The organism is Bacillus sp. JAS24-2, from assembly GCF_008274905.1.
Taxonomy (GTDB): domain Bacteria; phylum Bacillota; class Bacilli; order Bacillales; family Bacillaceae_G; genus Bacillus_A; species Bacillus_A cereus.
Genome location: NZ_CP031068.1, coordinates 5,078,729 through 5,105,168 on the forward strand (window position 1 = coordinate 5,078,729; position 26,440 = coordinate 5,105,168).

Consider the following 26,440-nt stretch of genomic DNA (forward strand, 5'->3'; position numbering starts at 1 on the left):
TTTTATATCCAACCCTTTTCTTCCGCAATTGTAATTGCCTCAATTCTATTTTTCGCATCGAGCTTCGTTAATACTTCAGAAATATAATTACGTACTGTGCCCGGCGAAAGATAAAGTGCCTTCGCAATTTCGTTTGCCGTCTTTCCTTCTTTCGCAAGCAACAATACTTCCTTTTCGCGATCTGACAACGGATTTTGCTCCTGCCATAGGCCGAACATTAAATCTTGGGAGACCTCTCGTTTTCCCTTCATTACATTACGAATTGCTGCCGCTAAATCTTCACTTGGGCTATCTTTTAACAAATATCCGTGCACACCAGCTTTCATTGCTCGTTCAAAATAACCAGGTCTTGCAAATGTTGTTAAAATCATTACTTTGCATGATGATTTTTCTTTCTTTAAAGTCTCAGCGATATCCAATCCACTTTGAATCGGCATTTCAATATCCATAATACTTACATCTGGCTTTAACGATTCAATTAATTTTAACGCCTCTTCCCCGTTCGCAGCTTGTCCAATTACTTCGATATCATCTTCTAGATCAAGCAGAGCCCCTAACGCACCACGAAGCATCCGCTGATCTTCTGCAATAATAATTCGGATCATGCCCTCACCTCATCTTTTCCTGTTCTAATAACAACTGGAACTTTTACTGTTAACAACGTCCCTGGATTGATTGTACCTAGTTCAACAAATCCATCAATAAGAGCAATTCGTTCTTTCATGCCGCGAATACCATTTCCATCATGATTTTGATCTGTTAAACCGATTCCGTTATCTTCTACTTTCAAAATCAGTTCACCTTGTGATTCTAATACAGAAACTGCGCACCGCGTCGCCTTACTATGTTTTACAACATTTGTAACGGCCTCACGTAAACACATCCCGACAATATTTTGTTCAATTGGTGATAACGAGCTCGATCTTGCTTCTTGCCTCACTTCTAATTCAATATTAGCTGCTTGTAAGATTGCTTTTATTTGCTCTAGCTCTTCTTCTACCGTAATCATACGCATATCAGAAATTAATTCTCTCAGCTGTTTTAAGGCTGTACGAGACGTTTGTGTAATTTCCTTCGCTTCCGCACTTGCACGCTCTGGATTTTTTACGATTAACTTCTCTACAAGCTGGCTTTTTAAAGTAATAAGAGATAACGTATGCCCTAATGTGTCATGAAGATCTCTTGCAATCCGCTGCCGTTCTTCACGTTTTACTAAGTCTTTAATTTGCTCGTTCGCCTCATCTAATTGATTTCTTAACATCTTTTTCTGATTAAAATTACGCATACCAAATGGCGTAAGAAGCATTAAAATAAACATCGGAACGATATTTACTAAACTTGTAGTTGTTATTTGATTCATATTTACAAATAAAAATGCTCCAAGCATTATAACTAAAGAGCATAACAGCACTCGAAATACTTTCTTATTTGGCGCAAATCCCATCGCACTTGCTGTGAAAAAGCCAAAAAATATCATAAAAGGATTATAAAATAAAGCAAATAAAAAGATGAGTATCATTTGAATGCATGCCCATAAAATAAACGTCTTCTGAACAAAATAAAGCTGACGGTATGTGATAATAAAAAGTATCAACATACCGCTTCCTAGCACAAGCTTCCACCCTGATGCTTGTGCTAAATGGTAAATTGGAAATAATAAATACACAAGCCACATGTACGGAAAAAATCCCATATGTTTCGGAAAAATCTCAATCCTCTTCTTCTCTATCATTTATACCGCTTCCTGTCTTTTTCTTATATATATTGATACTACAACAAATATAAGGAAATAACCTCCTAATACCGCGATATTTTCCCATCCAATTGATTTTCCAGCTACAATATCCCACGCACCACTTCCGAAATGGTATGTCGGTGTCCATTCACCAATCGTTTTTAATATTTTTGGGAATACTTCAATCGGCATCCACAATCCGCCAACTATAGCTAAACTCATATTTAAAATATTTGCTAAGCCAGCAGCTGCGTCCGCCTTCTTAATGGAACCTATTACTGTTCCTAACGCTAAAAATGGTGTTACCCCTAACAATAACCATAACCCCGCACCAATCCATTGCCCTACCGTTAACTCAACATGATTAATTAGTATCCCTGCAATAAAAATAACTAATATTGAAAAAGCATTTACTACTGTTTGAGCGATAATTTTTGCTGTTAAATATGCTCCCTCTGGAAGCGGTGTAATTTTTAAAAGATGTGTCCATCCTTGCCCTTTTTCCTGAGAAAGTCTCACACCGAAACTAAAGAGTGCAGTCCCTACAATACTGAAAGTTGCCATCGAAATTAAATAATGTGCTTTCCACGCATCTCCGTTTTGTGGTACTTGAACAACATTTGTAAAAATGTAGTAAAACATAACAGGCATTAATAATGAGAAAAAGATAAATAATTTATTGCGGAATGTACGTAAAATTTCTATTTTGCACTGCATCCATAACGCTCTCATGCGATTTCCTCCTTCTGATTTGCGACAAACTGTTCAAATGCCTCATCAAGGCTTCCACGTTCAATTGAAACATCTGTTACAGGTAAACTCCTTTGATAAATGGCTTTTAAAGTTGCATCCGTATCCTCCGTTGTTAAAATGAAGCATCCTTCGTTTGACTTTACTTCTGTTACATTTGGTAATTCCTTTAGTAATTTTGTAGGAATGCTTTCCTTTGAGTAAAATGTGATTGTTTTTCTCGAAATTGTTGCTTTCATTTCGTCTGGTGTACCATCTGCGATAATCTTTCCGTTCGCAAATAATAAGATACGATTTGCTAAAGCATCTGCTTCTTCTAAATAATGCGTCGTTAAAATAATCGTTTTCCCTTCACTTGCTAACTTTCGAATCGTTTCCCAAAATATTCTTCGAGACGTAATATCCATTCCGACTGTCGGCTCATCTAAAAATAACAAAGCTGGATTTCCCGCAAGTGCAAGCGCAAAGTTTAACCTTCTTTTTTGCCCACCTGATAACTTCTCACATCTTTGCTTTCGCTCTGATTCTAAATTTGATAACTGCAGTAACGTTTCTTTCGCTATAGGATTCGTATAATAACTACAGAATAACTCAATTGCCTCTTCCACCGTAATACTATCAATGACACTTACTTCTTGCAGCATTGCACCGAGGCTATTACGAACATCTTTATGCTTTGGACTCTTTCCAAATATAAAGACCTTACCTTCTGTTGGGTCCTTTAATCCAAGCATCATCGACATCGTCGTTGTTTTCCCCGCACCATTCGGACCAAGTAACGCTACTATTTCCCCTTTATTTACATGGAATGAAACATTATTTACTGCGTTTTTATGTTTAAATGTTTTAGAAACACCATTTACTTCAATAATCTTTTCCATCTCTCCACCCCCGCTGTTTCTTATATTTACATTGTATTACTTGGAAAACTTAGGAAACAGTATAGTGCGTCATAACATCGATATGACAATTGTCATGTATTCTTTATGAGAGGAATCAACCCGCATACCGCAAGCGAGTAGCAGGACGAAAATAAACATGATACAATTGGATAAGATATATATTCGAGGAAGGACAGTGGTTTTCATGATTATTCGTAATGAACAAGATTTAGAAGGCTTACGAAAAATCGGCCGCATCGTTGCGCTTGCACGTGAAGAAATGAAAAAACAAGCGAAGCCAGGTATGACAACGAAAGAGCTTGATTTGATCGGTAAAAAAGTATTAGATGAGCATGGTGCTATTTCTGCACCTGAAAAAGAATATGATTTTCCAGGTGTAACTTGCATTAGTGTAAATGAAGAAGTTGCTCATGGTATTCCAGGAGATCGTGTATTAAAAGAAGGCGACTTAGTAAACGTCGATGTATCTGCTGCACTTGATGGCTATTATGCAGATACAGGCATTTCATTTGTTCTTGGAGAAGACGAGGCAAAAGAAAAACTTTGCCAAGCAGCGGTTGATGCATTTTGGGCAGCAATGAAAAAGGTTAGAGCTGGCTCAAAACAAAATCAAATTGGTCGTGCTGTTTCAAACTTCGCACATAAAAGTGGATACAATGTTATTCAAAACTTAACTGGTCACGGCATTGGTCTTAGCTTACATGAAGCACCAAATCACATTTTAAGTTACTATGACCCAATGGATAATGCGCTTCTAAAAGACGGTCTTGTTATCGCTGTAGAACCTTTCATCTCTATGAAAGCTGATCATATTATTGAACGTGGTGACGACGGTTGGACATTCGTTACACCTGATAAAAGTCTTGTTGCACAATGTGAACATACCGTTGTCGTAACACGCGGTGAACCAATAATCTTAACAGAAATCTAATACCAAAAACGGCTGTTTTGTAGATTTATTCCACATAAAACAGCCGTTTTTTATTTTTGGGAAAATATGTGAACTAGTGTTGAACTCTTTATCATTTAAGTATATAATCTTTAGCGGAGGTTACTTAAGCTTATCTTTACTAAAAAGATATTGTAACTAAGGAGTAAAACACCTTCTTTCTTATTGTTTAAACAGGCTCAAAAATGACCGTAGTAACGTGTTAGTCGAATATTCTGTAATCCTTATATTTCTCTAACAATGTAAGAAACTATCACCTTTCAACTTCGGTCCACTAATCGCACAACTCTCTTTAGACAAAATAAATGACTATTTTCAAAGTACATATTGTCTTCATTCTGACCAAAACCAACCCTATCTAGATTTTTATTTCCACATAACTTTAAGGCAAAAATAAGCCTTCACAAAGGGATACACTACATTGGTTAGTATGTATCGTAAAACTTACCTTTATAACCATTCTTTTTTACTAGATATACATGAAAACTATCTCACATATAAAGGTCTGATATCAGTATTTATATCAGTATTTTTTTCGACATTTTTTGTCGAATTGTGTATATTTCCATAGAACTGTGTAAATATACATTTTGTTTTACGTTAAATAATATTGCTTTGAACATAATTCTGTTTGTCTGAGAACGCGTATAGAAACGGAGGGATAACAAAAATAAATAGCTTATAACAAATACTTTTAATATTCCATTTGTTCATGTGGAATAAGTCCCCAATGGACAAATGAATGTTCAGAGGAGGAAAAATGAAAAAACTTTTTAATGTATGTTTAATTGTATTCGTACTATTTTCGCAACTTGCTAGTTTTCCATACAATCAAGTAAGAGCGGAAACCTTAACAGGAGATTCCTTATTTGACACTGTTGAAATGAAAGATGAGACGAATCATATTATTGACGAATCAAAAAATCCTAACAATTTAATAAAGATAGGATCAACCATTCAAGTAGAATACGCTTGGTCAATAAAGGATCAACAAGTTGTACATGCAAATGATACAGCAGTAGTTCAAATACCACTTGCATTAAAAGTATCTAAAGATTTGCAAGGGGATTTAGTAACAGATCAAAAAAATATTGGTCAATATTTTATAACAGCTAAAGATAATAAATTAAAATTAATATTTAATGATCAAGTAGAAAATTTGAAAGACGCTAAAGGAAAAATTAAAGTTGATACCGTGTTTAACTCAACTTTAAAACCTGGGGAAAAATCAGTTCAAATCGCTTTTCCTTTAGGAACAATGGTTCAGCCTATATCAGTTCCTGTTCAAGTAGAAAACTCTAAAGAAGATGGCACCAAACAGGATACTAATAAACAAGCGCAAGATCCAGTAGCTAAACCTGTTACTGACAATCCGGAGCAAGATCCAGCAACTAAAACTGTTACTGATAATCCGGAACAAAACCCAGCAACTAAAACTGTTACCGATAATCCGGAACAAAACCCAGCAGCTAAAACTGCCACTGATAATCCGGAACAAAACCCAGCAGCTAAAACTGCCACTGATAATCCGGAACAAAACCTAGCAGCTAAAATTGCTACTGACAATCCAGAACAAAAGCTATCAAGCGACCCTGCTGAGAATACAAATTCAGGTCCAAAGCAAATAACAACAAACATTTTAACCGGTGTAAAGTTGACGGATAAAGACGGAAAACCATTTACAGAGGATAACCGTCCAAGTACAGATTCCCCTGCCAATATTGAGTTTACATGGGAACTTTTAAAGTCAATGAATGTGAAAAATGGAGATTACTATATTTTTGATCTTCCTAAACATTTTAAGATTTACAATACAATTAACAGTCCTTTATATGACAGTGAAAACCATCAAATTGGTAATTTTACTGTTACAAAAGATGGAAAAGTCACGATGACATTCAACGATTATGTTGAAGAGCATCCAGATGTTGCTGGTAACCTACAATTAAAGACAGAATTTAATAAAGCTGAAATTAAAGGTACAACAACACAAGAAATTCCTTTCCCGATTAAAGATAAGGATATTTCTATTACAGTTGACTTTAAGCCTAATGTACAAACAGCTACGAATAAAAAAGGATTACCTGATAGACCAATTAATACAAATGAAATTAATTGGAAAGTAGAGATGAACAAAACGCAAGACACCCTTAAAAACGCTATTTTTAAAGATAACATTCCACAAGGTACAAACTTAAATAAAGATTCTATTAAAGTTTATTATTTAGAAGTTGATGTTAATGGGAATGTAACGCGTGGTGCAGAAGCTGAGCCAACAGATTACAATATTATTTCATCAGATGGCTCAAAATTGGAGATTGCTTTTAAAGATTCTATCAATAAAGCATATCAAATCGAATATGCCACAAAAATTACTGATGAAAATATTAAAAGTTTCCGAAATAACGTTACGATAACGAGTGATAATCAAAAGCAACAAAACGCAAGCTCTACTGTAACGGTTTCTCGTGGTACACACTTAAATAAAACAAGTAAATATGATCCAAAGACGCAAACAATTGAGTGGACAATTACTTACAATGGTGATCAAAGAGAGATCAAAAAAGCAGATGCGATTTTAAAAGATATTTTTGACGATACACACGAACTAGATGCAAATTCTATTGTTGTAAAAAACGCTTCATATAATGAAAAAGGAACGCTTGTAACAGGAGACGCTGTTAATAATTACACTGTAAGTAACAAGAAGAATGGCTTCGATTTACAGTTTAATGATGATATTAATAGTGCTTATGTGATTACCTATAAAACCAAGCCAACTAATAAAGTTATAGAAGATGGAAAAGTAAAAAATAAAGTTACAGCTGATAATGATTCAAGTAAAGAAAATGAAGCTAGCTTCAAGCAGCAAAATATTATTAAATCTAATAATAAAGCTGAAACAAATTATAAAGACAAAACAACACCTTGGACAATTATAGTAAATAATAACAACTATCCATTAAACAACGCGATCATTACGGACACCTTTGATCATGGTGGATTACAATTAAAAGATAAGAAACTAGAAATTAAAGACGGAAATTATACCCTTCAGGCTGGGACTGACTATATTTTAGATACAACAGATAAAGGCTTTAAAATTACTCTTATAGGTACGTATCAGTCTAATATGACAAAGACATTAGTCGTAAAATATACGACAGACTTTGATTATACAAAGCTAGAAAGTGGTAAAACTTCATTTAAAAATACAGGTAACCTATCTTGGATAGATACGGATTCTAATCCACAATCAAATAAGGTTGAAGCTAATTTTGATCCTGATACTTTCACAAAAGCAAATGGTTATAAATACGGTTCTTATAACGCCCAAACGAAGGAAATTACTTGGATAATAGGCTTTAACTATAATAATGTTGAGATTAAAGATCCTTATGTTATAGACGTCATACAAGATAAACAAAAGTTAGTGCCTGGATCCATTGAAGTGCGCGATATGATTTTAAATGGAAATCCTGATAATGCACAACCTGGTAATGCTGTACCAACTGAGAAATATGAACTTGAAGAACCTACAGAGAAAAATAAAAACACCCTAAAGGTTCATTTCAAACAATCAATTAATTCACCTTACTATATTATCTTTAAAACAAGCCTTGATGGTGAACTTATCCAAGGCACCTACAAAAACGAGGCAGATTTAAAAGATGGCTCTAAAATCGTAAACACCCTTACAGGTGACACTCAAGTAAATAAAGGTGGCAGCTTCGTTACTAAAAAAGCTGTGCAAGACGACAACTATATTAATTGGAGTATCGCAATTAACGAAAGCCAATCAACCATTGCAGATGCCGTTGTAACAGATGACCCAACCGAAAACCAGGTAATTGTGGAAGATTCATTCCACTTATATCCTACAATTGTTGATCCATATGGAAATTTAACAAAAGATACAGTAAACGAATTAAAAGAAGGAACAGACTATAAACTCAAAATAACAACAGACAATAATACCGGAAAGCAACATTTCGAAATTGCCTTCTTGAAAAAAATTGATCGAGCTTATATTTTAGAATATCGCTCACTTATTAATGCAGATGATAAAGAAAAAGTAAGTAATAAAGCGAAAATCGCAGGCAATAAGTTGACAGTTAAAAACACAGAAACTACTGAAACGATTGAAGTGAGAATGTCTTCTGGTTCAGGCGGAGGATCTGCTACTAAAGGCCGTGGAAACCTTGAAATTATAAAGGTAGATAACGACAATAAGAACGCACTATTAGCTGGGGCAGAATTTACTTTATACGATCGTACAGGTAAAACTGTTATCCGTAAAATTGCAACAGACAAAGACGGTATCGCTAAATTTAATAATTTAAAACGCGATAAATATTTATTAAAAGAAACAAAGGCTCCTGAAGGCTATGTAATTAGCTGGGATTTAAAACAAGGGAAAATTGTTGAACTTGGTACACAAGAGACTACAACATATAAACTTGCAAATAAGAAGTTTGTCGGTAAAGTAGTTTTAACAAAGTCTGATGACCTGAATAAAAACGTCACACTGCAAGGTGCCGTTTTCACACTACTTGATAAAGATAAAAAAATAATTTCAGAACACGAAAAATTAACAACAAATGATAAAGGACAAATTACTGTAGATAATTTAAAACCAGGAACTTACTACTTAAAAGAAATAAAGGCTCCTGAGCATTATCAATTAGATGATCGACTTATTGAATTTACAATCGAGGAAGATCAAACAACAGTAATTAATAAAACGGCCCAAAACAGCTTAATTAGAGGCTCAGCTATCCTAACAAAAGTTGATAAAGAGGGTAATACTTTAGAAGGTGCTGTATTTAGTGTACGGGACCAAAATAACAAAAGAATTCCTGGTTATACCAAATTAACGACAAATGGTAACGGACAAATCGAAGCGAAAAATTTACTTCCTGGAGAGTACCAGTTTGTTGAAGAGAAAGCACCTGAACATTATGAAATAGATAAAAAACCGCTTAAATTTACAATTGAAAAAAGCCAACAGAAAGCACTTACTGTTACCGCGACAAATCACCTCATTAAAGGTGGTGTCACTTTAACGAAAGTCGATGATGTCGATGGCACTGCCCTTGAAGGTGCTGTATTTAAAATTGTCGATGCGAATGACGAGAAACAAGTAATTCGTGAAAATATAAAAACAGGTTCAGATGGAAAAGTTACCATTAAAGATCTAGAGCCTGGTGTTTATAAATTTATCGAAACAGAAGCTCCTAAGGATTATACGTTAAGTACAAACCCTATCGAGTTTACAATTGATAAAAGCCAACAAGCTCTTGCTACTGTTACGGCAAATAACAGCTTAAAAACGGGCGAAGTTGAATTATTAAAAGTTGATGAGTTTGGTGAGAAAAAACCACTTGAAGGTGCAGTATTCAAGCTTGTCGATACAAATAATAATGACGTTTCCCCTTACACTAACTTAACTACTGATAAACACGGTAAAGTTAAAGTTAGTAACCTACGTCCTGGTACGTATAAATTCATTGAAATAGCTGCTCCTGAACATTACGTTTTACGAGCAGAACCTATTGAATTTACAATCGATAGAAGTCAGAAAGAAACTCTACTTGTGAAAGCTGAAAATGCTTTAAAACCAGGAGATGTTGAATTAACAAAAGTTGATGATATCGATGGTACAGCTCTTGAAGGTGCTGTATTTAAAATTGTTGATGCAAATGATGAAAAGAAAGTCATTCGCGAAAATGTAAAAACTGGTGCGGATGGTAAAGCTATCGCTACTGGCTTACGCCCTGGCGATTATAAATTTATCGAAGTAACAGCACCGAAGTATTACGACAAAAATACAAAACCAATTAAATTTACGATTACAGAAAGTCAAACAACTCAGGCTACTGTTACCGCTAAAAACAGCTTAACAAAAGGCGGTATTGAGTTAACAAAAGTGAATGCTGCAGATGAAAAGGAAACACTTGAAGGTGCAGTATTTAAAATCGTTAATAGAGATACTAATGAAGATGTTCGTACGGACCTTGTTACGAATAATAAAGGAATGCTAGTTGTAGATGACTTACGTCCTGGTAACTATAAACTTATCGAAACAAAGGCTCCAACTTATTACGATGTAAATGTAGAACCAATTGAATTTACAATCGAAAAAGGACAACAAAAACTCCTTCCACTTACATTTAAAAATAGTTTAACGAAAGGAAAAGTTAAACTTATTAAAGAAGATGATGTGGAAAGTAGTAAAGCTCTTGCCGGCGCTGTATTCACATTGCAAGACCCAACTGGCAAAGAAATTATGAAAGATTTAACAACAGATGATCACGGAGTATTAGTTATTCCTGATTTAGCACCAGGGGATTATCAATTTATCGAAACAAAAGCCCCTGAACATTATAAATTAGACCAAACACCTATTAAGTTCACAATTAAAAAAGGTAGTAAGGAAGATCTTCCTATCCCTGTTACTGTAAAAAATAGTTTACTTACAGGTGGCGTCACTTTAACAAAAGTTGATGATGTTGATGGCACTACTCTTGAAGGTGCAGAATTTATAATCGTTGACGCTCATGATACTAAAAAGGTAATTCGAAAAGATTTAACGACTGATAAAAACGGTAAAATTACTGCTTCTGATTTACGTCCTGGAGACTATCAATTTATTGAAGTAAAAGCTCCAAAAGACTATACCTTAAGCAAAGACCCTATTCCGTTCACTATCGAAAAAAGTCAAAAAGAGAATATTACTGTTACCGCTACTAACAGTTTAAAGAAAGGTGCAGTAACATTAACAAAAATTGATGACATCGATCGTACGATGCTCGAAGGTGCAATCTTTAAGATTGTGGATATGAATGGTAAGGAAGTTCATACGAATCTTGTTACAGATAAAAACGGAAAAATTTCTGTTTCTGATTTACGCCCTGGAGACTATCAGTTCATTGAAACAAAAGCTCCTGAGCACTATGTATTAGATGAAACAACGATTCCATTTACAATTGAAAGAAGTCAAACGAAAGAGATCAATGTTACAGGCAAAAATGCTTTGAAAAAAGGTAGCGTTGAACTAACAAAGATTGACGATATTGATATAAATACAAAACTTTCTAACGCCGTATTTAATTTATTAGATGCAGACGGTGAGCTAGTTGAAGAAGGCTTAAAAACAAATGCTGAAGGTAAAATTGTTGTTGAAAATCTACGTCCTGGTACGTATCAATTCGTTGAAACAATTGCTCCTGAACATTACGATTTAGATAAAAAACCTATCGTATTTACAATTAAAAAGAGCCAAACTGAAACTCTTCATATCACTGCTACAAATGCTTTAACAAAGGGTGCAGTTAAACTTTCTAAAGTAGACGATATTGATGGCACTGTTCTTAAAGATGCAGTATTTAAAATTGTTAATATGAACGGTGATGTAGTTCATAAAGACCTTGTTACAAATGAACAAGGAATAATCGAAATTAACGACCTACGTCCTGGTGATTACCAATTCATCGAAACGAAAGCTCCTAAGCATTACGTTTTAGATGAAACACCAATCAAATTCACTATTGAAAAAGGACAGAAGAAAGTTATTTCTTTAACTGCTACAAATAGCTTAAAACAAGGTAGTATCGAATTACTTAAAGTTGATGATTTAAACACTCAAACAAAACTTGCCGATGCGGTATTTAATTTACTAGATCAAGATGGCAAAGTACTTAAAACAGATTTAAAAACAAACAGTGAAGGTAAAATCGTTATCGAAAACTTACGTCCTGGTACGTATCAATTCGTTGAAATAACGGCCCCTGAACACTATGATTTAGACAAAAAACCAATTATATTTACAATTGAAAAAAGCCAAAAAGATATTGCTACCGTTACTATGAAAAATAGTTTAACAAAAGGCGGCGTGGAACTTTCTAAAGTGGATGACGTCGATGGCACTACTCTTGAAGGCGCAGTATTTAAAATTGTGGATATGAATGGCACTGTAATTCGCAAAGATCTTGTTACGAATCAACAAGGTAAAATTAGCGTTTCTGACCTACGTCCTGGTGATTATCAATTCATCGAGACAACGGCTCCGAAACACTATGATTTAAACAAAGAGCCAATTCCATTCACAATCACAAAGAGCCAAGCTGATCCTATCTCCGTTACAGCTACAAATAGCTTAACGAAAGGCACTGTGGAACTTTCTAAAGTAGATGATGTAGATGGTACTGCTCTTAAAGATGCGATATTTAAAATTACTGATATGAATGGTAACGACATTCGCACTGAACTTACAACAGATGTACATGGAAAAATTTCTGTTTCTGATTTACGTCCTGGGGACTATCAGTTTATTGAAACGAAAGCTCCTGAACACTATAAATTAGATAGTACACCTATTAAGTTTACAATTAAGAAAAGCCAAAAAGAAAAGCTCCAAGTTACTGCTACAAATAGCTTAACTGAGGGTGCTGTAGAATTAATAAAAGTGGATGATATAAATCCAGATACAAAACTTTCTGATGCAGTGTTTAACATCATCGATGCGAAAGGTAAAATTGTTCGCACTGATTTAACTACTGATAAAGATGGGAAGATTTCAGTTTCTGATTTACGTCCGGGAGATTATCAGTTCATTGAAACGAAAGCTCCAACTGGCTATGATTTAAACGTTAAACCAATTCCTTTCACAATTACGAAAGGACAATCTCAGGTTACCTCTGTTACAGCCTTAAATAGTTTAACAACAGGTTCAATTGAGTTAACTAAAGTTGATATTGATCACCATGGAACACTTGAAGGTGCCATTTTCAATATTTTAGACCAAGATGGAAAAGTCATCCGAGAAGGTTTAAAAACAGATCAACACGGAAAAGTAATCGTAAATGATTTGAAACCTGGTAATTATCAATTAGTAGAAACAAAGGCTCCTAAAGGCTATCAATTAGATGCATCACCAATAAACTTTACAATTGATAAAGCCCAAGCTAAGCCACTACAAATTACAGTTTCAAATAAAAAAATTGAATCTTCTTCAGGTGGAGATGACAAGCCAATTACTCCTCCAAATAAAGAAGATAACAAAGGCAATGAAACATCTGAGAAACACGAAAACGGAACTTCTGAAGAACAAAATAATGAAACACCTGAGAAACACGAAAACGGAACTTCCGAAGAAACATCGAATAAAACAGATAACAAACAGCAAGATGATCGAAATACGGATAAGCACCTTCCAAATACAGGTCATAAAGAAGACCCTACACAAACAGTAGGTATTGTTCTTCTACTAGCTGGATTATTAAGTATTTTAGCTACAAAACGCAAAAAAAATTATTAATAATTTTTTCACATCCAATCAATCTCTCAATTGATTGGATGTTTTTTTATACAAAAAGGACGATACATAAAGTATCGTCCTTTTAACGGGGTGAGGCTGCCCAAAAGTACGGAAAACCTTTGAACAGCCTCTTATTTTCATATGGATGCCTTACATATATCACTGATAATAATTATGAAATGCGGAAACATAATTACCATCAACTGATTCAAACATGAGAAATGAAACCCTACAGTGGTTCCATTCCTCTACATAATCTAAAGTTTGGGTACACTAGATTCATGCAATGTAGGAGCTTTCAGAGTAGAAAGCGAACCTTCGTTTAAAATGATAGCATACATATCTCCCTCAAAAATATGCAAATATGCATATATCGTTTTTTTATTTCTCAATGTCAGAATATTGAAAAATAAAAGGTGTGAAGGTAAAATAAAGTCATTATCCGTCTTCTTTTGTCAGTCAGAGAGAATAGAAGAATAGGAGAGGAAAAAATGAGAAAATCATTGAAACAAAAAATAGTAAGCTCTTTGCTTGCTGTATCACTTGCTGTTAGCTTAGCTCCAATTGGGCAAGCAAAAGCGGATTCCACGTCAGAGGTTACACAAACTCCATCTATTACAAAACAGATTGATCCAAACCGCGCGATTGAACATGTTCGTTTCTTATCTGAAACAATTGGTCCTCGCCCCGGTGGAACAAAATCCGAAGAATGGGCTTCTCGTTACATTGGTATGCAGCTTAAATCAATGGGCTATGAAGTAGAATATCAACCATTTCAGGTGCCCGATCAATACGTTGGATTCATTGAATCACCCCTATCAACAAAACGTAATTGGCAAGCTGGTGCTGCTCCTAATGCACTAATTTCTACAGAAGCTGTTACAGCTCCCCTTATCTTTGTTCAAGGTGGGACAAAATTAGAAGATATTCCAAATGAAGTAAATGGTAAAATTGTTTTATTTGAAAGAGGAACGACAGTTACCGACTATAATAAACAAGTTGAAAATGCTGTTAGCAAAGGTGCAAAAGGTGTTCTTTTATACAGTTTAATTGGCGGACGCGGAAATTATGGACAAACCTTCAATCCCCGCCTAATGAAAAAGCAATCTATCCCTGTCTTTGGTCTTGCTTATGCGCAAGGAAATGCATTTAAAGAAGAAATCGCTAAAAAAGGGACAACAATTCTTTCCCTAAAAGCGAGACATGAATCTAAATTAACATCTCTAAATGTTATCGCCAAAAAGAAACCAAAGAAGAGTACAGGTAATGAAAAAGCAGTCGTTGTAAGCTCGCACTATGATAGTGTTGTCGGAGCACCTGGCGCAAATGATAATGCTTCTGGAACTGGATTAGTATTAGAACTAGCTCGTGCTTTTCAAAATGTAGAAACTGATAAAGAAATTCGCTTTATTACCTTTGGTTCTGAAGAAACTGGATTACTTGGTTCGGATTATTACGTGAATAGTCTATCCCAAAAAGAACGCGACCGTATTTTAGGTGTCTTTAACGCCGACATGGTTGCAACAAATTATGATAAAGCAAAGAATTTATATGCTATGACACCTGATGGCTCTACAAACTTTGTAACAGACGCTGCCTTGCAAGCAGGTAAACAACTAAATAATAACCTCATCCTACAAGGTAAATTCGGTTCTAGTGATCATGTTCCATTTGCTGAAGCTGGTATTCCTGCTGCTCTATTCATTTGGATGGGTGTCGATAGTTGGAATCCATTAATCTATCATATTGAGAAGGTATACCATACACCTCAAGATAACGTATTAGAAAACATTTCACCTGAACGAATGAGAATGGCATTAGACGTTATCGGAACAGGAGTTTATAACTCGCTTCAAAAACCTGTTCCTCAAACTGAACAGAAAGCTGCTTAATCATTTAAAAGACCACTGATTTTATCGGTGGTCTTTTATTGAGAAAAAATATATATGCATAAAAGCATATTTTATCCTACCCATTATCGTATACAATATTAATTGTAACAAAACTGATTACAACTAATAAGGAGGCTTTTTCTATTATGAAAAAAATGATTTTAGCAGGTGCATTAACTTTAGCAGGAATTACTGGAGCTACTGCGTTTATTCCTGAAACAAAAGTCGCTGCTGCCGCTCAAGAACAAAGCTTTACAAAATTTTATTCTTTGCAAACTGGAGGTAGTTCTGAACAAGAACCTATTTTCCTTCAAAAAGGACAAGAACTAACAATTCATCCTAACAGCAAAACTCCTAGTTACAGTGTTTATGACTCAAATCATAACCTAATTGGACGTTATTCTGATGGTTACGGCCGAATTTTCACTGCAAAAACAGATGGAAATATGTATGTTCAATTTCATGCACCTTACGTTTACTATAGTCCTGTTAGTTTCTCTGTTACTTATACTATTCAATAAAAAAGAGGTCCTTTATAGGGCCCCTTTTATTTCTCTTGCCAATTCACTTTTACAAATCCATCTTTTACTGTTAATCCGCTTATATTCAATACATATTCTTCATTTGCTTTTAAAGTAACTGTAAAAGTACCTTTTTTCGATTCACAAATTTCCTTTAACTCTTTTATACCTTCTCCTTGTCTTTCATACACACTAAAGCATAAGTTTCCTCGTTTTGCATCTGTCTCATAAGAAAATGTCACTTCTGTATCCTTTTCATACTGAAATTCAATATCCTTACTGGCAATATCCCATGATGAGAATTTTGCCTCATAACTTGTTTTCCCTTGCTTCTCATTTGCTAAATATATATCCCCGGCTCTCCACGCGTCATCTAACGTTTGTGCAAAAGTAAAACCACTAAGTAATACAAACATTGTGCTTGCCAATATCGCAACTAATGTTACTTTCTGTTTTTTAACAAAATTCACCTTACATTCTCCTTCAACCTTCTTTTTACTTCTTCTTACCATATATAATAAAAAACCAATAAAGAATGGCAATATAACTGCTAAAATACTCCATCCTTTGCTCATTTGATGTGCTTTAGCATCTGTATATACCCATGATGCAACACATATTAAAAGTGCTATAAAAGCTAAAAACATCGTCACTCCAGCTACTTCAAATAGTACAAACGGATTAGCGAACTCTTTCATGTAATCTATACTCCTTCTTTAAAAATGACTGTATTACAACATATATCGGAATGTATACATGCATCATAATCACAATGGCTATCAACATAGGAATTTTATAATCCAAATGTGTGACAAATTGTTCTATAACAATTGTTAACAAAACAATCCAAATGGTGTGAATACAAATCATCCATTTCCTCTCTAACTTCTGAGCCTTTCGCACGCCCTGCTTCGTGTTATTTATTAGCTCTTCGCTTGGAGTTATCTCTTCTGCTAAGCTACTCTTTACCTTCTGTTCAAATTTATCTTCTGTCATAAACGAACCCCTCCAAATGTTCTCGCATTTGCTTCTTCGCATAATTAAGGCGATATTTCACTGTATCAATCGGTATATTTAATATTTCGCTCATTTCTTTATAAGAGTATTGTTCATAATAGTAGAGTACGAGCACGGTTTTATATTTTTCATTCAATAGCTGTATAACTTCCCGTATCATTTCCGCTTCCACTTTTTGAATAAATTCTTCTGATATATTCACATCATCTGCGAAATCTATTTCTCCACCATCTTCTTTATGAAATAAATCTAAGACGCGATCTTTCCATCTTTTCTTCTTGCGGTAAAAGTCATAAAATGTACGAACGCAAATTGTAGTAATCCACTTTTTATAATTATCTACATAAGAAAGTTGGTGCCTTGATGAAAAAACCTTTATCCACGTCTCTTGAAAAATATCTTCCGCATCTTCTTTCGTTTTCGCTAACTTATAGCATAAGGAATATATTTGCTGCTTATATATATCAATTAATTCTTCTATCTTTTCTTCCATCACAAGCCTCCTGTCATTTATATAAGACGACGCAAATTCCCCTTTTGTTTGATAAATTTTTTTTATTATCTCCACATAAAAAGGCAATCACAACATCGTGTGATTGCCTTTTATTTAAAAACGAAAGTCCTATTCTAAACGAGCCGCTTCCGCTTTTCTTCATTACATTTTTTCTGGTGCAGATACTCCTACGATTGCTAATGCATTTTGAAGTGTAGTGCGTACTGCTTTCATTAACTCGTAACGAGCTTTACTTAATTCTAAGTTATCTTGGTTTAATACTTTTTCTGCATTGTAGAAGCTGTGTAATGTTGCTGCTAATTCAAATGCATAGTTTGTAATACGGTGTGGCAGACGTTTTTGTGCTGCATCCGCAACTACAGCTGGGAATTCACCAAGTTTTTTCAGTAACTCTACTTCTTTCTCAGAAGTAACAAGTTTATAGTTCACATCTCCATCTACAGCTAATCCTAATTCTTCGCCTTGACGAAGGATACTACATACGCGAGCATGAGCATATTGTGCATAGTATACTGGGTTTTCATTAGATTTTGATACAGCTAAGTCCATATCGAAGTCTAAATGAGAATCACCGCTACGCATTGCGAAGAAGTAACGCATTGCGTCCACGCCTACTTCTTCCATAAGCTCACGAAGTGTAACTGCTTTACCCGTACGCTTACTCATCTTCATTTTTTCACCATTTTGGTATAGTTGTACCATTTGGATGATTTCTACTTCAAGCGTGTCTTTATCGTAACCAAGTGCTTGAATAGCAGCCTTCATACGAGGAATGTAACCGTGGTGGTCAGCACCCCAAATGTTGATTAACTTATCAAAACCACGCTCTAATTTATCACGGTGATACGCGATATCTGGCGTTAAGTATGTGTAAGAACCGTCGTTTTTAATTAATACACGATTTTTGTCATCGCCGTAAGTCATTGAACGGAACCAAGTTGCGCCGTCTTCTTCAAAGATCTCTTCACGCTCTTTTAATACAGCAAGAGCTTGATCGATTTTTCCGTTTTTGTATAGTGATGTTTCTGAGAACCATACATCAAATTTAACACGGAAGCTTTCTAAGTCTTTTTGAAGTTTTGCTAATTCATATTTTAAACCGTATTCACGATAGAATTCATAACTTTCTTTTTCATCAGCTTTCGCATAACGATCGCCGAATTCTTCAGCTAAACGTTTACCGATTCCAATGATATCCGCACCATGATAACCGTCTTCTGGCATTTCTTTATCTAAGCCTAAAGCTTGCATGTAACGAGCTTCAACAGAAAGAGCTAAGTTATGAATTTGGTTACCAGCATCATTAATGTAGTACTCACGAGATACATCGTAGCCTGCTTTTGCTAATAAGTTACATAAAGTGTCACCTACTGCCGCACCACGTGCATGTCCTAAGTGAAGGTCACCTGTTGGATTCGCAGATACGAACTCAACTTGTACTTTTTCACCTTTACCAGTATTCGTTTCACCGTAAGCTTCACCAGCGTTTACGATTGTTGGAATTAAATCTGTTAAGTAGCTATTATCCATATAGAAGTTAATAAAACCAGGACCAGCGATTTCGATTTTTTCAATAGAAGCTTTTGCTTTATCGAAGTTTGCAACTAGTTCTTCTGCAATCATACGAGGTGCTTTTTTCGCAACGCGTGCAAGTTGCATTGCCATATTTGTAGAGAAGTCACCATTTGTTTTATCTTTTGGAGATTCTAATACAACGTTTGGAATCTGTTCTTCTGTCGCTAATTCTGCCTTTAATACAGCAGCCTGAATTTCTTCTTTAATCAATCCTTTTACTTGTTCTAAGGAATTCATTATTTTGCCTCCTTCAAATTAATTGTAATAGTATATCTGCCAGCTTCTTGTTCACTTAGAAGCAATGCGTAAGTTAAGAAGAGTTGTCCTTTTTTCTTTTCATCCGACCATTTAAAAAGAACGTTATCAGTCTTTGTTTGCAATGCAAACGTACCAAGTTCACTCGTATACGTACCAGTTGTCCATTCACCTTTCACATGCGTCTGACGCATAGAAACAGCACCTGAACGCATAATGAGAACTTGTTCATCTTGAATTTTAATAATTGTTTTCACTTCGCCTTGTTCGTTCGGCTCCTGGAATGTTACATATGTACCTTGACCTTTTACATAGTATTGACCATTTGCTTCAAAAGCAACGGTTTCCTTCCTCGCCCCTTCACGGATTTCTGTTACGAAATGAACGTGTACCGGCAAGCCTGCAAGTTGTTTCTCCACGTCTTGCACACCTTTCAAATGTTATAGATATTAAATACTACTTATAATAAATCACTTTTCCTATCATATCAAAAAAAGACTCTGTCTGTCTGCTGAAAAATCAGGAAAACTCCATTTCAAAAAATAATTCACTTCTACTTTATTTCATATGATAAAATATTTTTTAAATCTAAATATTCTTTCAATTAAAGAGGTGAATATAGTGATACCAACAAAGTTAAAAAAGGGTGATGAAATACGAGTGATTTCACCATCGTGTAGTTTAAGTATTGTTTCAAATGAAAATAGAAAACTTGCTATAAAAAGATTAACTGACATGGGCTTTCAAGTTACATTCTCAAAATATGCTGATGAGATAGATCGATTTGCTTCCTCCTCTATTTCTTCCCGCATTCAAGACCTCCATGAAGCATTTGGAGACCCTAATGTAAAAGCTATTTTGACTACACTTGGCGGATACAACTCAAATGGTTTATTGAAACATCTCGATTATGATTTAATTCGTGAAAACCCGAAATTTTTCTGTGGTTATTCTGATATTACTGCCTTAAATAATGCAATTTACGCAAAAACAGGGCTTGTTACATATTCAGGACCCCATTTCTCTTCGTTTGGAATGGAGAAAGGGCTCGGGTATACAACCGATTACTTTTTAAAGTGCTTAACTTCTAATGAGCCTATTGAAGTCCTGCCATCTGAAACATGGAGCGATGATTCTTGGTATATAGATCAGGAAAATCGAGAATTTATTAAAAATGAAGGATACGTTTCAATTCAGGAAGGAGAAGCTACGGGAGATATTATCGGTGGCAATATGAGCACATTTAACTTACTGCAAGGCACACCATATATGCCAAATTTAAAGCACAAAATTTTATTTATTGAAGAAGATAGTTTAACTGGAACATCTACTCTTAAAACTTTTGATCGTTATTTACATTCCCTTATGCAGCAGCAAGATTTTGAATACATAAAGGAAATCATTATAGGAAAGATGCAAAAAGGTGCAGAATGTACGATAGAAGACATTCAAGAAATGATTGCTTCAAAACCTGAACTTGCACATATTCCTATCATTGCAAACGCAAGTTTCGGGCATACAACCCCGATTTTCACTTTCCCAATTGGTGGATGTGCAAAAATTATTTCTAACAAGGAAAAAACATCTATCACTATTTTAACCCACTAAAAAGGAGCGAATGAGTCGCTCCTTTTATGGTTTTTCTATTTTTTCCAACGCTTTTTGTGGAATAGATTCTTTCGGGATTTCAGCCCATCCTTTTCCTTGCATACCTTTTGCATAAATTTTTATAAACGCCCCCGTATGCAATTCACGGTTCATCATTCTTTTAATGATCTGTAACTTTCCGTCTTCTGTATACCCTTTAAAAGTATACAAGTATTCTCCGTCTTTTTTCTCACCTTTATCTATAACCGCATAATAATCTTGTATTTCTTTATTTGAAAAGAAGTTGTCTACAAAAGCATGTACACCTTCTGTTTTTGTGTTCAAATAATACGCTGTTCCACCTAGAATAATGGCGAATATAGCTAAAACTTTAATTACCAATTTCATACATGAACCTCCTGTTTGCACTTCTTTCTCACTAGTATTATATCTATACTTGTATTATACGGAAAAGAGCATACTATACTCTATCTAAAAGTCTTACACTTTCCTTACATTATTGTAAGGGATTTTTTCTTACAGCAAGTTCCCAAGAAAAAATTTTTCCGTTTCATACACTTTTATATTATTATTGAATGATACGAATTTTTATTACAAAAATCAAAGGAGACAGTTTTCAAATGGCTATCTTGCAAGGTTTAGCACTATTACTTGTTGTACTTTGTCTATTTACACTTTTTAGTTACCGTGCGCCTTATGGAATGAAGGCGATGGGTGCTTTAGCTAATGCAGCAATCGCAAGTTTTCTTATTGAAGCATTTCACCGTTATATAGGTGGAGAAATGTTTCATAATGACTTTTTACAATCAGTAGGAGAAGCTTCCGGTAGTATGAGCGGTGTCGCAGCAGCGATTTTAGTCGCATTAGCAATCGGTGTTTCCCCCGTATACGCTGTTTTAATTGGTATCGCTACTAGTGGATTCGGTATTTTACCAGGATTTTTCGCTGGATACGTTTGTGCTTTCGTCGTGAAATTTCTCGAAAAGAAATTACCAGCTGGCGTGGAATTTTTAGCAATCCTATTTATCGCTGCACCAATCTCACGCGGAATGGCAATGCTTATGGATCCGCTTGTTAACGCAACACTCGGTAAAATCGGTTCTATGATTTCAGTTGCAACTACAGAAAGCCCTATCATTATGGGTATTATGCTTGGTGGATTAATAACAGTTATTTCTACCTCTCCACTAAGTTCTATGGCACTAACTGCAATGCTTGGATTAACAGGTTTACCTATGGCAATTGGTAGTCTTGCCGTTGCGGCCTCAGCCCCGATGAACTTTATTTTCTTTAAACGATTAAAAATTTGTTCAAAGAAAGATACAATTGCTGTAGCAATCGAACCTTTAACACAAGCCGATGTTGTCTCAGCAAATCCAATTCCAATCTATATGACAAATTTCGTTGGCGGTGCACTTGCCGGTATTATTACATCGCTATTCCAGCTTGTTAATAATGCACCAGGAACAGCATCACCAATTCCAGGTCTTCTTGTCCTATTCGGATTTAATGACGTTATAAAAGTAACGATCGCTGCCGTACTATGTGGAATCGTTACCACTATTGTCGGATACATTGGATCTATTGTGTTCCGTAAATATCCAATCCGCTCTGCTGATGAAATTCGCGGAGTTACTTCGGAAGAGAAGGTTGCATAAGAAAAAGAGCTATTCCCATCGTTTGAGAATAGCTTTTTTTGTGTTGCGTAACGGTAAATGAAATTATATCGGCGGTTTTTTTAATATATCAGCGCAACTCGAATTATATCGGCGGTTTTTTTAATATATCAGCGCAACTCGAATTATATCGGCGATTTTTTTAATATATCGACTTACCGACACATAACGACAAAATAAGAGCCCTCTAATCATATAGAGGGCTCTTACTTTATCTAGCTGCAGCGGCTAGAATCTCCAGCCATTTCACACTCTCGGTCGAGCGTTCCAATGACCTGCGATTCTGAGCGAGCTGCCTCCGCTTTTATTACTATCCAGTTACGCCTCCTAGACCCTTGCGTCTAAGAACCTGCAGTGGCTAGAATGATCGGTGGCTTCGCTTCTTCCTTCGAGGCAAAAAGCGCCTCTACGTCTGAAACTCCATCCCCCTCACATTCTGAGCGAGCCGCTTCCGCTTTTATTTCACCCAACCGAGCAGCATTTCCCGCACGAATTTGCTTGCTGCGACTGGTGTTTGATCACTATGGTCGTAGACTGGAGCTACTTCTACTAAGTCTGCTCCAACTACATTTATATTTGAATTTGCAATTGCTACGATGGAATCTAATAATTCTTTAGATGTGATACCGCCAGCTTCTAACGTTCCTGTTCCTGGAGCGTGAGCTGGGTCTAATACATCAATGTCGATTGTGACATAGACTGGGCGGCCAGCAAGTTTCGGTAATACTTCCTTTAACGGTTCTAATACGTCAAATTTGTATAAGTTCATACCTACTTCTTTCGCCCATTCAAATTCTTCCTTCATTCCAGAACGAATTCCGAAAGAATATACGTTTTCCGGACCAATTAAATCACACACTTTACGAATTGGTGTAGAGTGGGATAAAGGCTCCCCTTCATACGATTCACGTAAATCAGTATGAGCATCCATGTGGATGATTGCTAAATCCGGATATTTTTTTGCCATTGCCTTAAAAATTGGCCAAGACACTAGGTGCTCACCGCCGAGACCTAGTGGAAACTTATCGGCATCTAAAAGTTTTGATACATACTCTTCAATCATGTCTAAGCTGCGTTGTGCGTTTCCGAATGGTAATGGGATATCACCCGCATCAAAATATTTTACCTCTTCTAGTTCACGATCTAAATACGGGCTATATTCTTCAAGACCGATTGATACTTCACGAATACGTGCAGGGCCAAAACGAGATCCCGGACGGTAACTTACTGTCCAATCCATAGGCATCCCATAAATAACTACCTTTGACTCTTCAAAACTTGGATGACTTTTAATAAATACTTTACCTGAATAAGCTTCATCAAAACGCATATTCTTTTCCTCCTTATGTGGAACTTAAGGTATCCCAACCTTTCACTATTTCTCAAATTTGGAGCGAATTGCTCCTCTTTCTCGATTTACCGGGTCTTCTGTTTCATAACAAGAAGACGATTTTCTTTACAGGAGTGTAAGTATCTAGCATGTTCAAGTCTTCTGGACAAACACCTTAAATGAGCTACTTACACTTTATTTGTTTGATACAATTCTCTTACTTAATTAAATCGCCAACAAATTTCGGTAATGCGAATGCTGCATTGTGTAATTCTTTTGTGTAGTATTTCGTTTCGATTTCGTGGAAACGCTCTTCACTTACTTCTAATGGATCATGTTTTTTAGATCCAATTGTGAACGTCCAAAGACCACTTGGGTAAGTTGGAATGTTTGCTGTGTATAAACGAGTAATTGGGAAGATCTCTTTTACGTCTTTAAACACAGTTGTAATTAGTTCTGGTGTAAACCAAGGGTTGTCCGTTTGTGCAACGAAAATACCATCTTCTTTTAACGCTTTTGAAATTCCAGCGTAGAAGCCTTTTGTAAATAGGTTTACTGCTGGTCCTACTGGCTCAGTAGAATCTACCATAATTACATCGTATTCATTTTCGCTTTCTGCGATATGTAGGAAACCGTCTCCTACTTTTACTTCTACACGCTCATTATCTAATGCGCCTGCAATTGATGGTAAGTATTGTTTAGAGTACTCAATTACTTTTCCATCGATTTCAACAAGAGTTGCTTTCTTTACACTTGGGTGTTTTAACACTTCACGAATAACACCACCATCACCGCCACCAACAACTAATACGTTTTCAGGGTTTGGATGTGTAAATAAAGGTACGTGTGCTACCATTTCGTGATAAACGAACTCATCTTTTTCTGTTGTCATAACCATGCCATCTAAAATAAGCATGTTTCCGAACTCTTCCGTTTCGACCATATCAAGTTTTTGGAATTCTGTTTGCTCCGTATGTAATGTGCGGTTAATACGCGCCGTAATCCCAAAATGTTTTGTTTGTTTTTCAGTGAACCATAGTTCCATCGTACAATCACGCCTTTCAATGCAAATTTATAATAGGGACATCATTAATGTCCCCTAACAAAAATAAAACAAAACATCCAAAATGTATAGTTAAAAGTACAAAAATACCGAAAATATATTTTAGTCAGAGGGTTCTAACATATGTGCGGAAAGGGTTTGCACCGTAAAAGGAAAGAAAACCCTTTCTTAAGAAAGGGCTTTTGTCTCTATTTCTACTGGTTTACGAATTGGAATTAGGATCATAATACAACCTACTAACACAACAATTCCACCTACTAAAAACGGACTTTGTGGTGAAACAGTATGACCGATAATTCCTGATAAAATTGGAGCAATCGCACCACCTAACCAACGAACAAAGTTATAAACACCTGACGTAACAGATCTTTCATAAGGTGAAATATCCATTACATAACTTGTATATAATGCATTGTTTAAGCCAGATGCCAATCCTGATAAAACGATAAGAGTAATTTGTAACCACATAATTTTCACAAAGAATAGTGCAATTAAGAAAATCGCAAATACGAGTAAACTACCCTTTAATAATGTTTTTGGTTCATATTTCCCTTCTAGCTTATGTGCTAAAATTGCAGAACCGTAAGCTAACGCGAGCCCCCATCCGCAAAATACAAAGCCTAATTGAATAGCTGATAAATGCATAATAAGTGGTGAATATGCTAACACAACGAAAAATCCGTAGTAGTATAACATTCCTGAAATCGCACCTTGCATAAACGGTTTATACTTCACCAGGTTAAGTAATTCTCCTACCCCAGCAGCCTTACGCTTCACTTTTCGCTCCGGTTCTTTTACAAAAAAGAATACTAAAATAAATGCTAAGAAAATTAAAATACTTGTCGCGAAAAACGGATAACGCCAAGAATGACCACCTAATATCCCGCCTAATAATGGTCCGCCAGCCATGCCTAAACCGATAGCTGCTTCGTATAATCCTACTGCTTCATGAACTTCTTTACTTAATGCTATTAATAGCGTCATTGCTGTAGCAAAAAACATCGCATTTCCTAATCCCCATCCAGCGCGGAAAAGAGATAATTGAGCAATCGTTTGCGATATACCGCATATAAACGCAAATACAGTCACAATCGCAAGACCGATTGTCATCATTCGTTTATCACCAAATCTCGATGCAAATATACCAGCTGGTAACATCATGATTGCCATCGTTAAAATATAAGCGGTAAATAACATTTCAACTTGCCAATGCGTTGCACCGATTTTCTCAGCAATAATTGGCAAAATTGGGTCAACTACCCCTATACCCGAAAAGGCAAGGAAGGTAGCCACCACTGTAATCAATCTCCCTAGTTTTTGTTTGCTCTCCATTT

19 protein-coding genes are annotated in these 26,440 nt (G+C 35.6%); 6 read left to right on the plus strand and 13 right to left on the minus strand.

The window, feature by feature from the left end; all coding sequences use genetic code 11:
- Window positions 1–2: 2 nt before the first annotated feature.
- The 4 genes from DN407_RS26425 to DN407_RS26440 are packed head-to-tail and all read right to left on the minus strand — an operon-like array spanning window position 3 to window position 3,366.
- Window positions 3–605 carry a response regulator transcription factor gene (locus DN407_RS26425; protein WP_098293334.1) on the minus strand — a complete coding sequence of 201 codons (603 nt, stop codon included), beginning with the start codon at window positions 603–605 and terminating at the stop codon, window positions 3–5.
- Window positions 602–1,732, minus strand: a complete 1,131-nt coding sequence (locus DN407_RS26430) for a sensor histidine kinase (RefSeq protein ID WP_000570624.1) — start codon at window positions 1,730–1,732, stop codon at window positions 602–604. Before DN407_RS26430 ends, DN407_RS26425 begins: the two co-directional genes overlap by 4 nt.
- Entirely contained in the window at window positions 1,733–2,467 is a 735-nt protein-coding gene (locus tag DN407_RS26435; RefSeq protein ID WP_098293335.1) for an ABC transporter permease, read from the minus strand.
- Complete coding sequence (locus DN407_RS26440) at window positions 2,464–3,366, minus strand: ABC transporter ATP-binding protein (protein WP_149216719.1); 903 nt, start codon at window positions 3,364–3,366, stop codon at window positions 2,464–2,466. The genes DN407_RS26435 and DN407_RS26440 overlap by 4 nt, the downstream gene beginning before the upstream one ends.
- 157 nt (window positions 3,367–3,523) lie before the next feature.
- Here DN407_RS26440 and map point away from each other — a divergent pair, with 157 nt between their 5' ends.
- The 4 genes from map (at window position 3,524) to DN407_RS26460 (ending at window position 16,068) form a co-directional block, all read left to right on the plus strand.
- Complete coding sequence (gene map / locus DN407_RS26445; protein ID WP_149216720.1) at window positions 3,524–4,318, plus strand: type I methionyl aminopeptidase; 795 nt, start codon at window positions 3,524–3,526, stop codon at window positions 4,316–4,318.
- Between the two features lie 778 nt (window positions 4,319–5,096).
- A complete protein-coding gene (locus tag DN407_RS26450; RefSeq protein ID WP_149216721.1) occupies window positions 5,097–13,655 on the plus strand; it encodes a SpaA isopeptide-forming pilin-related protein in 8,559 nt (2,852 codons plus the stop codon).
- A gap of 491 nt (window positions 13,656–14,146) precedes the next feature.
- Window positions 14,147–15,547, plus strand: a complete 1,401-nt coding sequence (locus tag DN407_RS26455) for a M28 family metallopeptidase (RefSeq protein WP_001232226.1) — start codon at window positions 14,147–14,149, stop codon at window positions 15,545–15,547.
- Window positions 15,548–15,693: 146 nt separating this feature from the next.
- Window positions 15,694–16,068 (plus strand): hypothetical protein, encoded by a 375-nt coding sequence (locus DN407_RS26460; protein WP_000738221.1) that lies wholly within the window; start codon window positions 15,694–15,696, stop codon window positions 16,066–16,068.
- A gap of 26 nt (window positions 16,069–16,094) precedes the next feature.
- On the opposite strand, the gene DN407_RS26465 is transcribed toward DN407_RS26460, so the two are convergent.
- The 5 genes from DN407_RS26465 to DN407_RS26485 all read right to left on the minus strand — a co-directional run bounded on the left by DN407_RS26465 (window position 16,095) and on the right by DN407_RS26485 (window position 19,848).
- Window positions 16,095–16,766, minus strand: a complete 672-nt coding sequence (locus DN407_RS26465) for a hypothetical protein (protein ID WP_000657192.1) — start codon at window positions 16,764–16,766, stop codon at window positions 16,095–16,097.
- On the minus strand, window positions 16,750–17,064 hold the full coding sequence (locus DN407_RS26470; RefSeq protein WP_000133823.1) for a hypothetical protein: 315 nt from the start codon (window positions 17,062–17,064) through the stop codon (window positions 16,750–16,752). Before DN407_RS26470 ends, DN407_RS26465 begins: the two co-directional genes overlap by 17 nt.
- The gene (locus DN407_RS26475; RefSeq protein WP_149216722.1) at window positions 17,051–17,578 is read right to left on the minus strand and encodes an RNA polymerase sigma factor; all 528 of its coding nucleotides are present in this window, start codon (window positions 17,576–17,578) and stop codon (window positions 17,051–17,053) included. The genes DN407_RS26470 and DN407_RS26475 overlap by 14 nt, the downstream gene beginning before the upstream one ends.
- A 162-nt stretch (window positions 17,579–17,740) precedes the next feature.
- Complete coding sequence (gene argS / locus DN407_RS26480) at window positions 17,741–19,411, minus strand: arginine--tRNA ligase (protein WP_001086446.1); 1,671 nt, start codon at window positions 19,409–19,411, stop codon at window positions 17,741–17,743.
- Window positions 19,411–19,848: a YwiB family protein gene (locus tag DN407_RS26485; protein ID WP_000414867.1), complete on the minus strand. Its 438-nt coding sequence runs from the start codon at window positions 19,846–19,848 to the stop codon at window positions 19,411–19,413. The genes argS and DN407_RS26485 overlap by 1 nt, the downstream gene beginning before the upstream one ends.
- A 202-nt stretch (window positions 19,849–20,050) precedes the next feature.
- On the opposite strand from DN407_RS26485, the gene DN407_RS26490 reads away from it, so the two are divergent.
- Window positions 20,051–21,037, plus strand: coding sequence for a S66 family peptidase (locus DN407_RS26490; protein ID WP_149216723.1), 987 nt, complete (start codon window positions 20,051–20,053; stop codon window positions 21,035–21,037).
- Between the two features lie 24 nt (window positions 21,038–21,061).
- On the opposite strand, the gene DN407_RS26495 is transcribed toward DN407_RS26490, so the two are convergent.
- Window positions 21,062–21,424, minus strand: a complete 363-nt coding sequence (locus DN407_RS26495; RefSeq protein WP_000779915.1) for a YxeA family protein — start codon at window positions 21,422–21,424, stop codon at window positions 21,062–21,064.
- Between the two features lie 233 nt (window positions 21,425–21,657).
- Between DN407_RS26495 and DN407_RS26500 the strand changes: the two genes are divergently transcribed.
- Window positions 21,658–22,695 (plus strand): PTS sugar transporter subunit IIC, encoded by a 1,038-nt coding sequence (locus DN407_RS26500; protein ID WP_000996328.1) that lies wholly within the window; start codon window positions 21,658–21,660, stop codon window positions 22,693–22,695.
- A 475-nt stretch (window positions 22,696–23,170) separates the two neighbouring features.
- Here the strand turns inward: DN407_RS26500 and speB are convergent, their stop codons facing one another.
- The 3 genes from speB to DN407_RS26515 all read right to left on the minus strand — a co-directional run bounded on the left by speB (window position 23,171) and on the right by DN407_RS26515 (window position 26,438).
- A complete protein-coding gene (gene speB, locus DN407_RS26505; protein WP_001209831.1) occupies window positions 23,171–24,043 on the minus strand; it encodes an agmatinase in 873 nt (290 codons plus the stop codon).
- 217 nt (window positions 24,044–24,260) lie between these two features.
- Entirely contained in the window at window positions 24,261–25,088 is an 828-nt protein-coding gene (speE, locus tag DN407_RS26510; RefSeq protein WP_000424696.1) for a polyamine aminopropyltransferase, read from the minus strand.
- A 186-nt stretch (window positions 25,089–25,274) separates the two neighbouring features.
- Window positions 25,275–26,438: an MFS transporter gene (locus DN407_RS26515; protein ID WP_000444233.1), complete on the minus strand. Its 1,164-nt coding sequence runs from the start codon at window positions 26,436–26,438 to the stop codon at window positions 25,275–25,277.
- Window positions 26,439–26,440 lie beyond the last annotated feature (2 nt).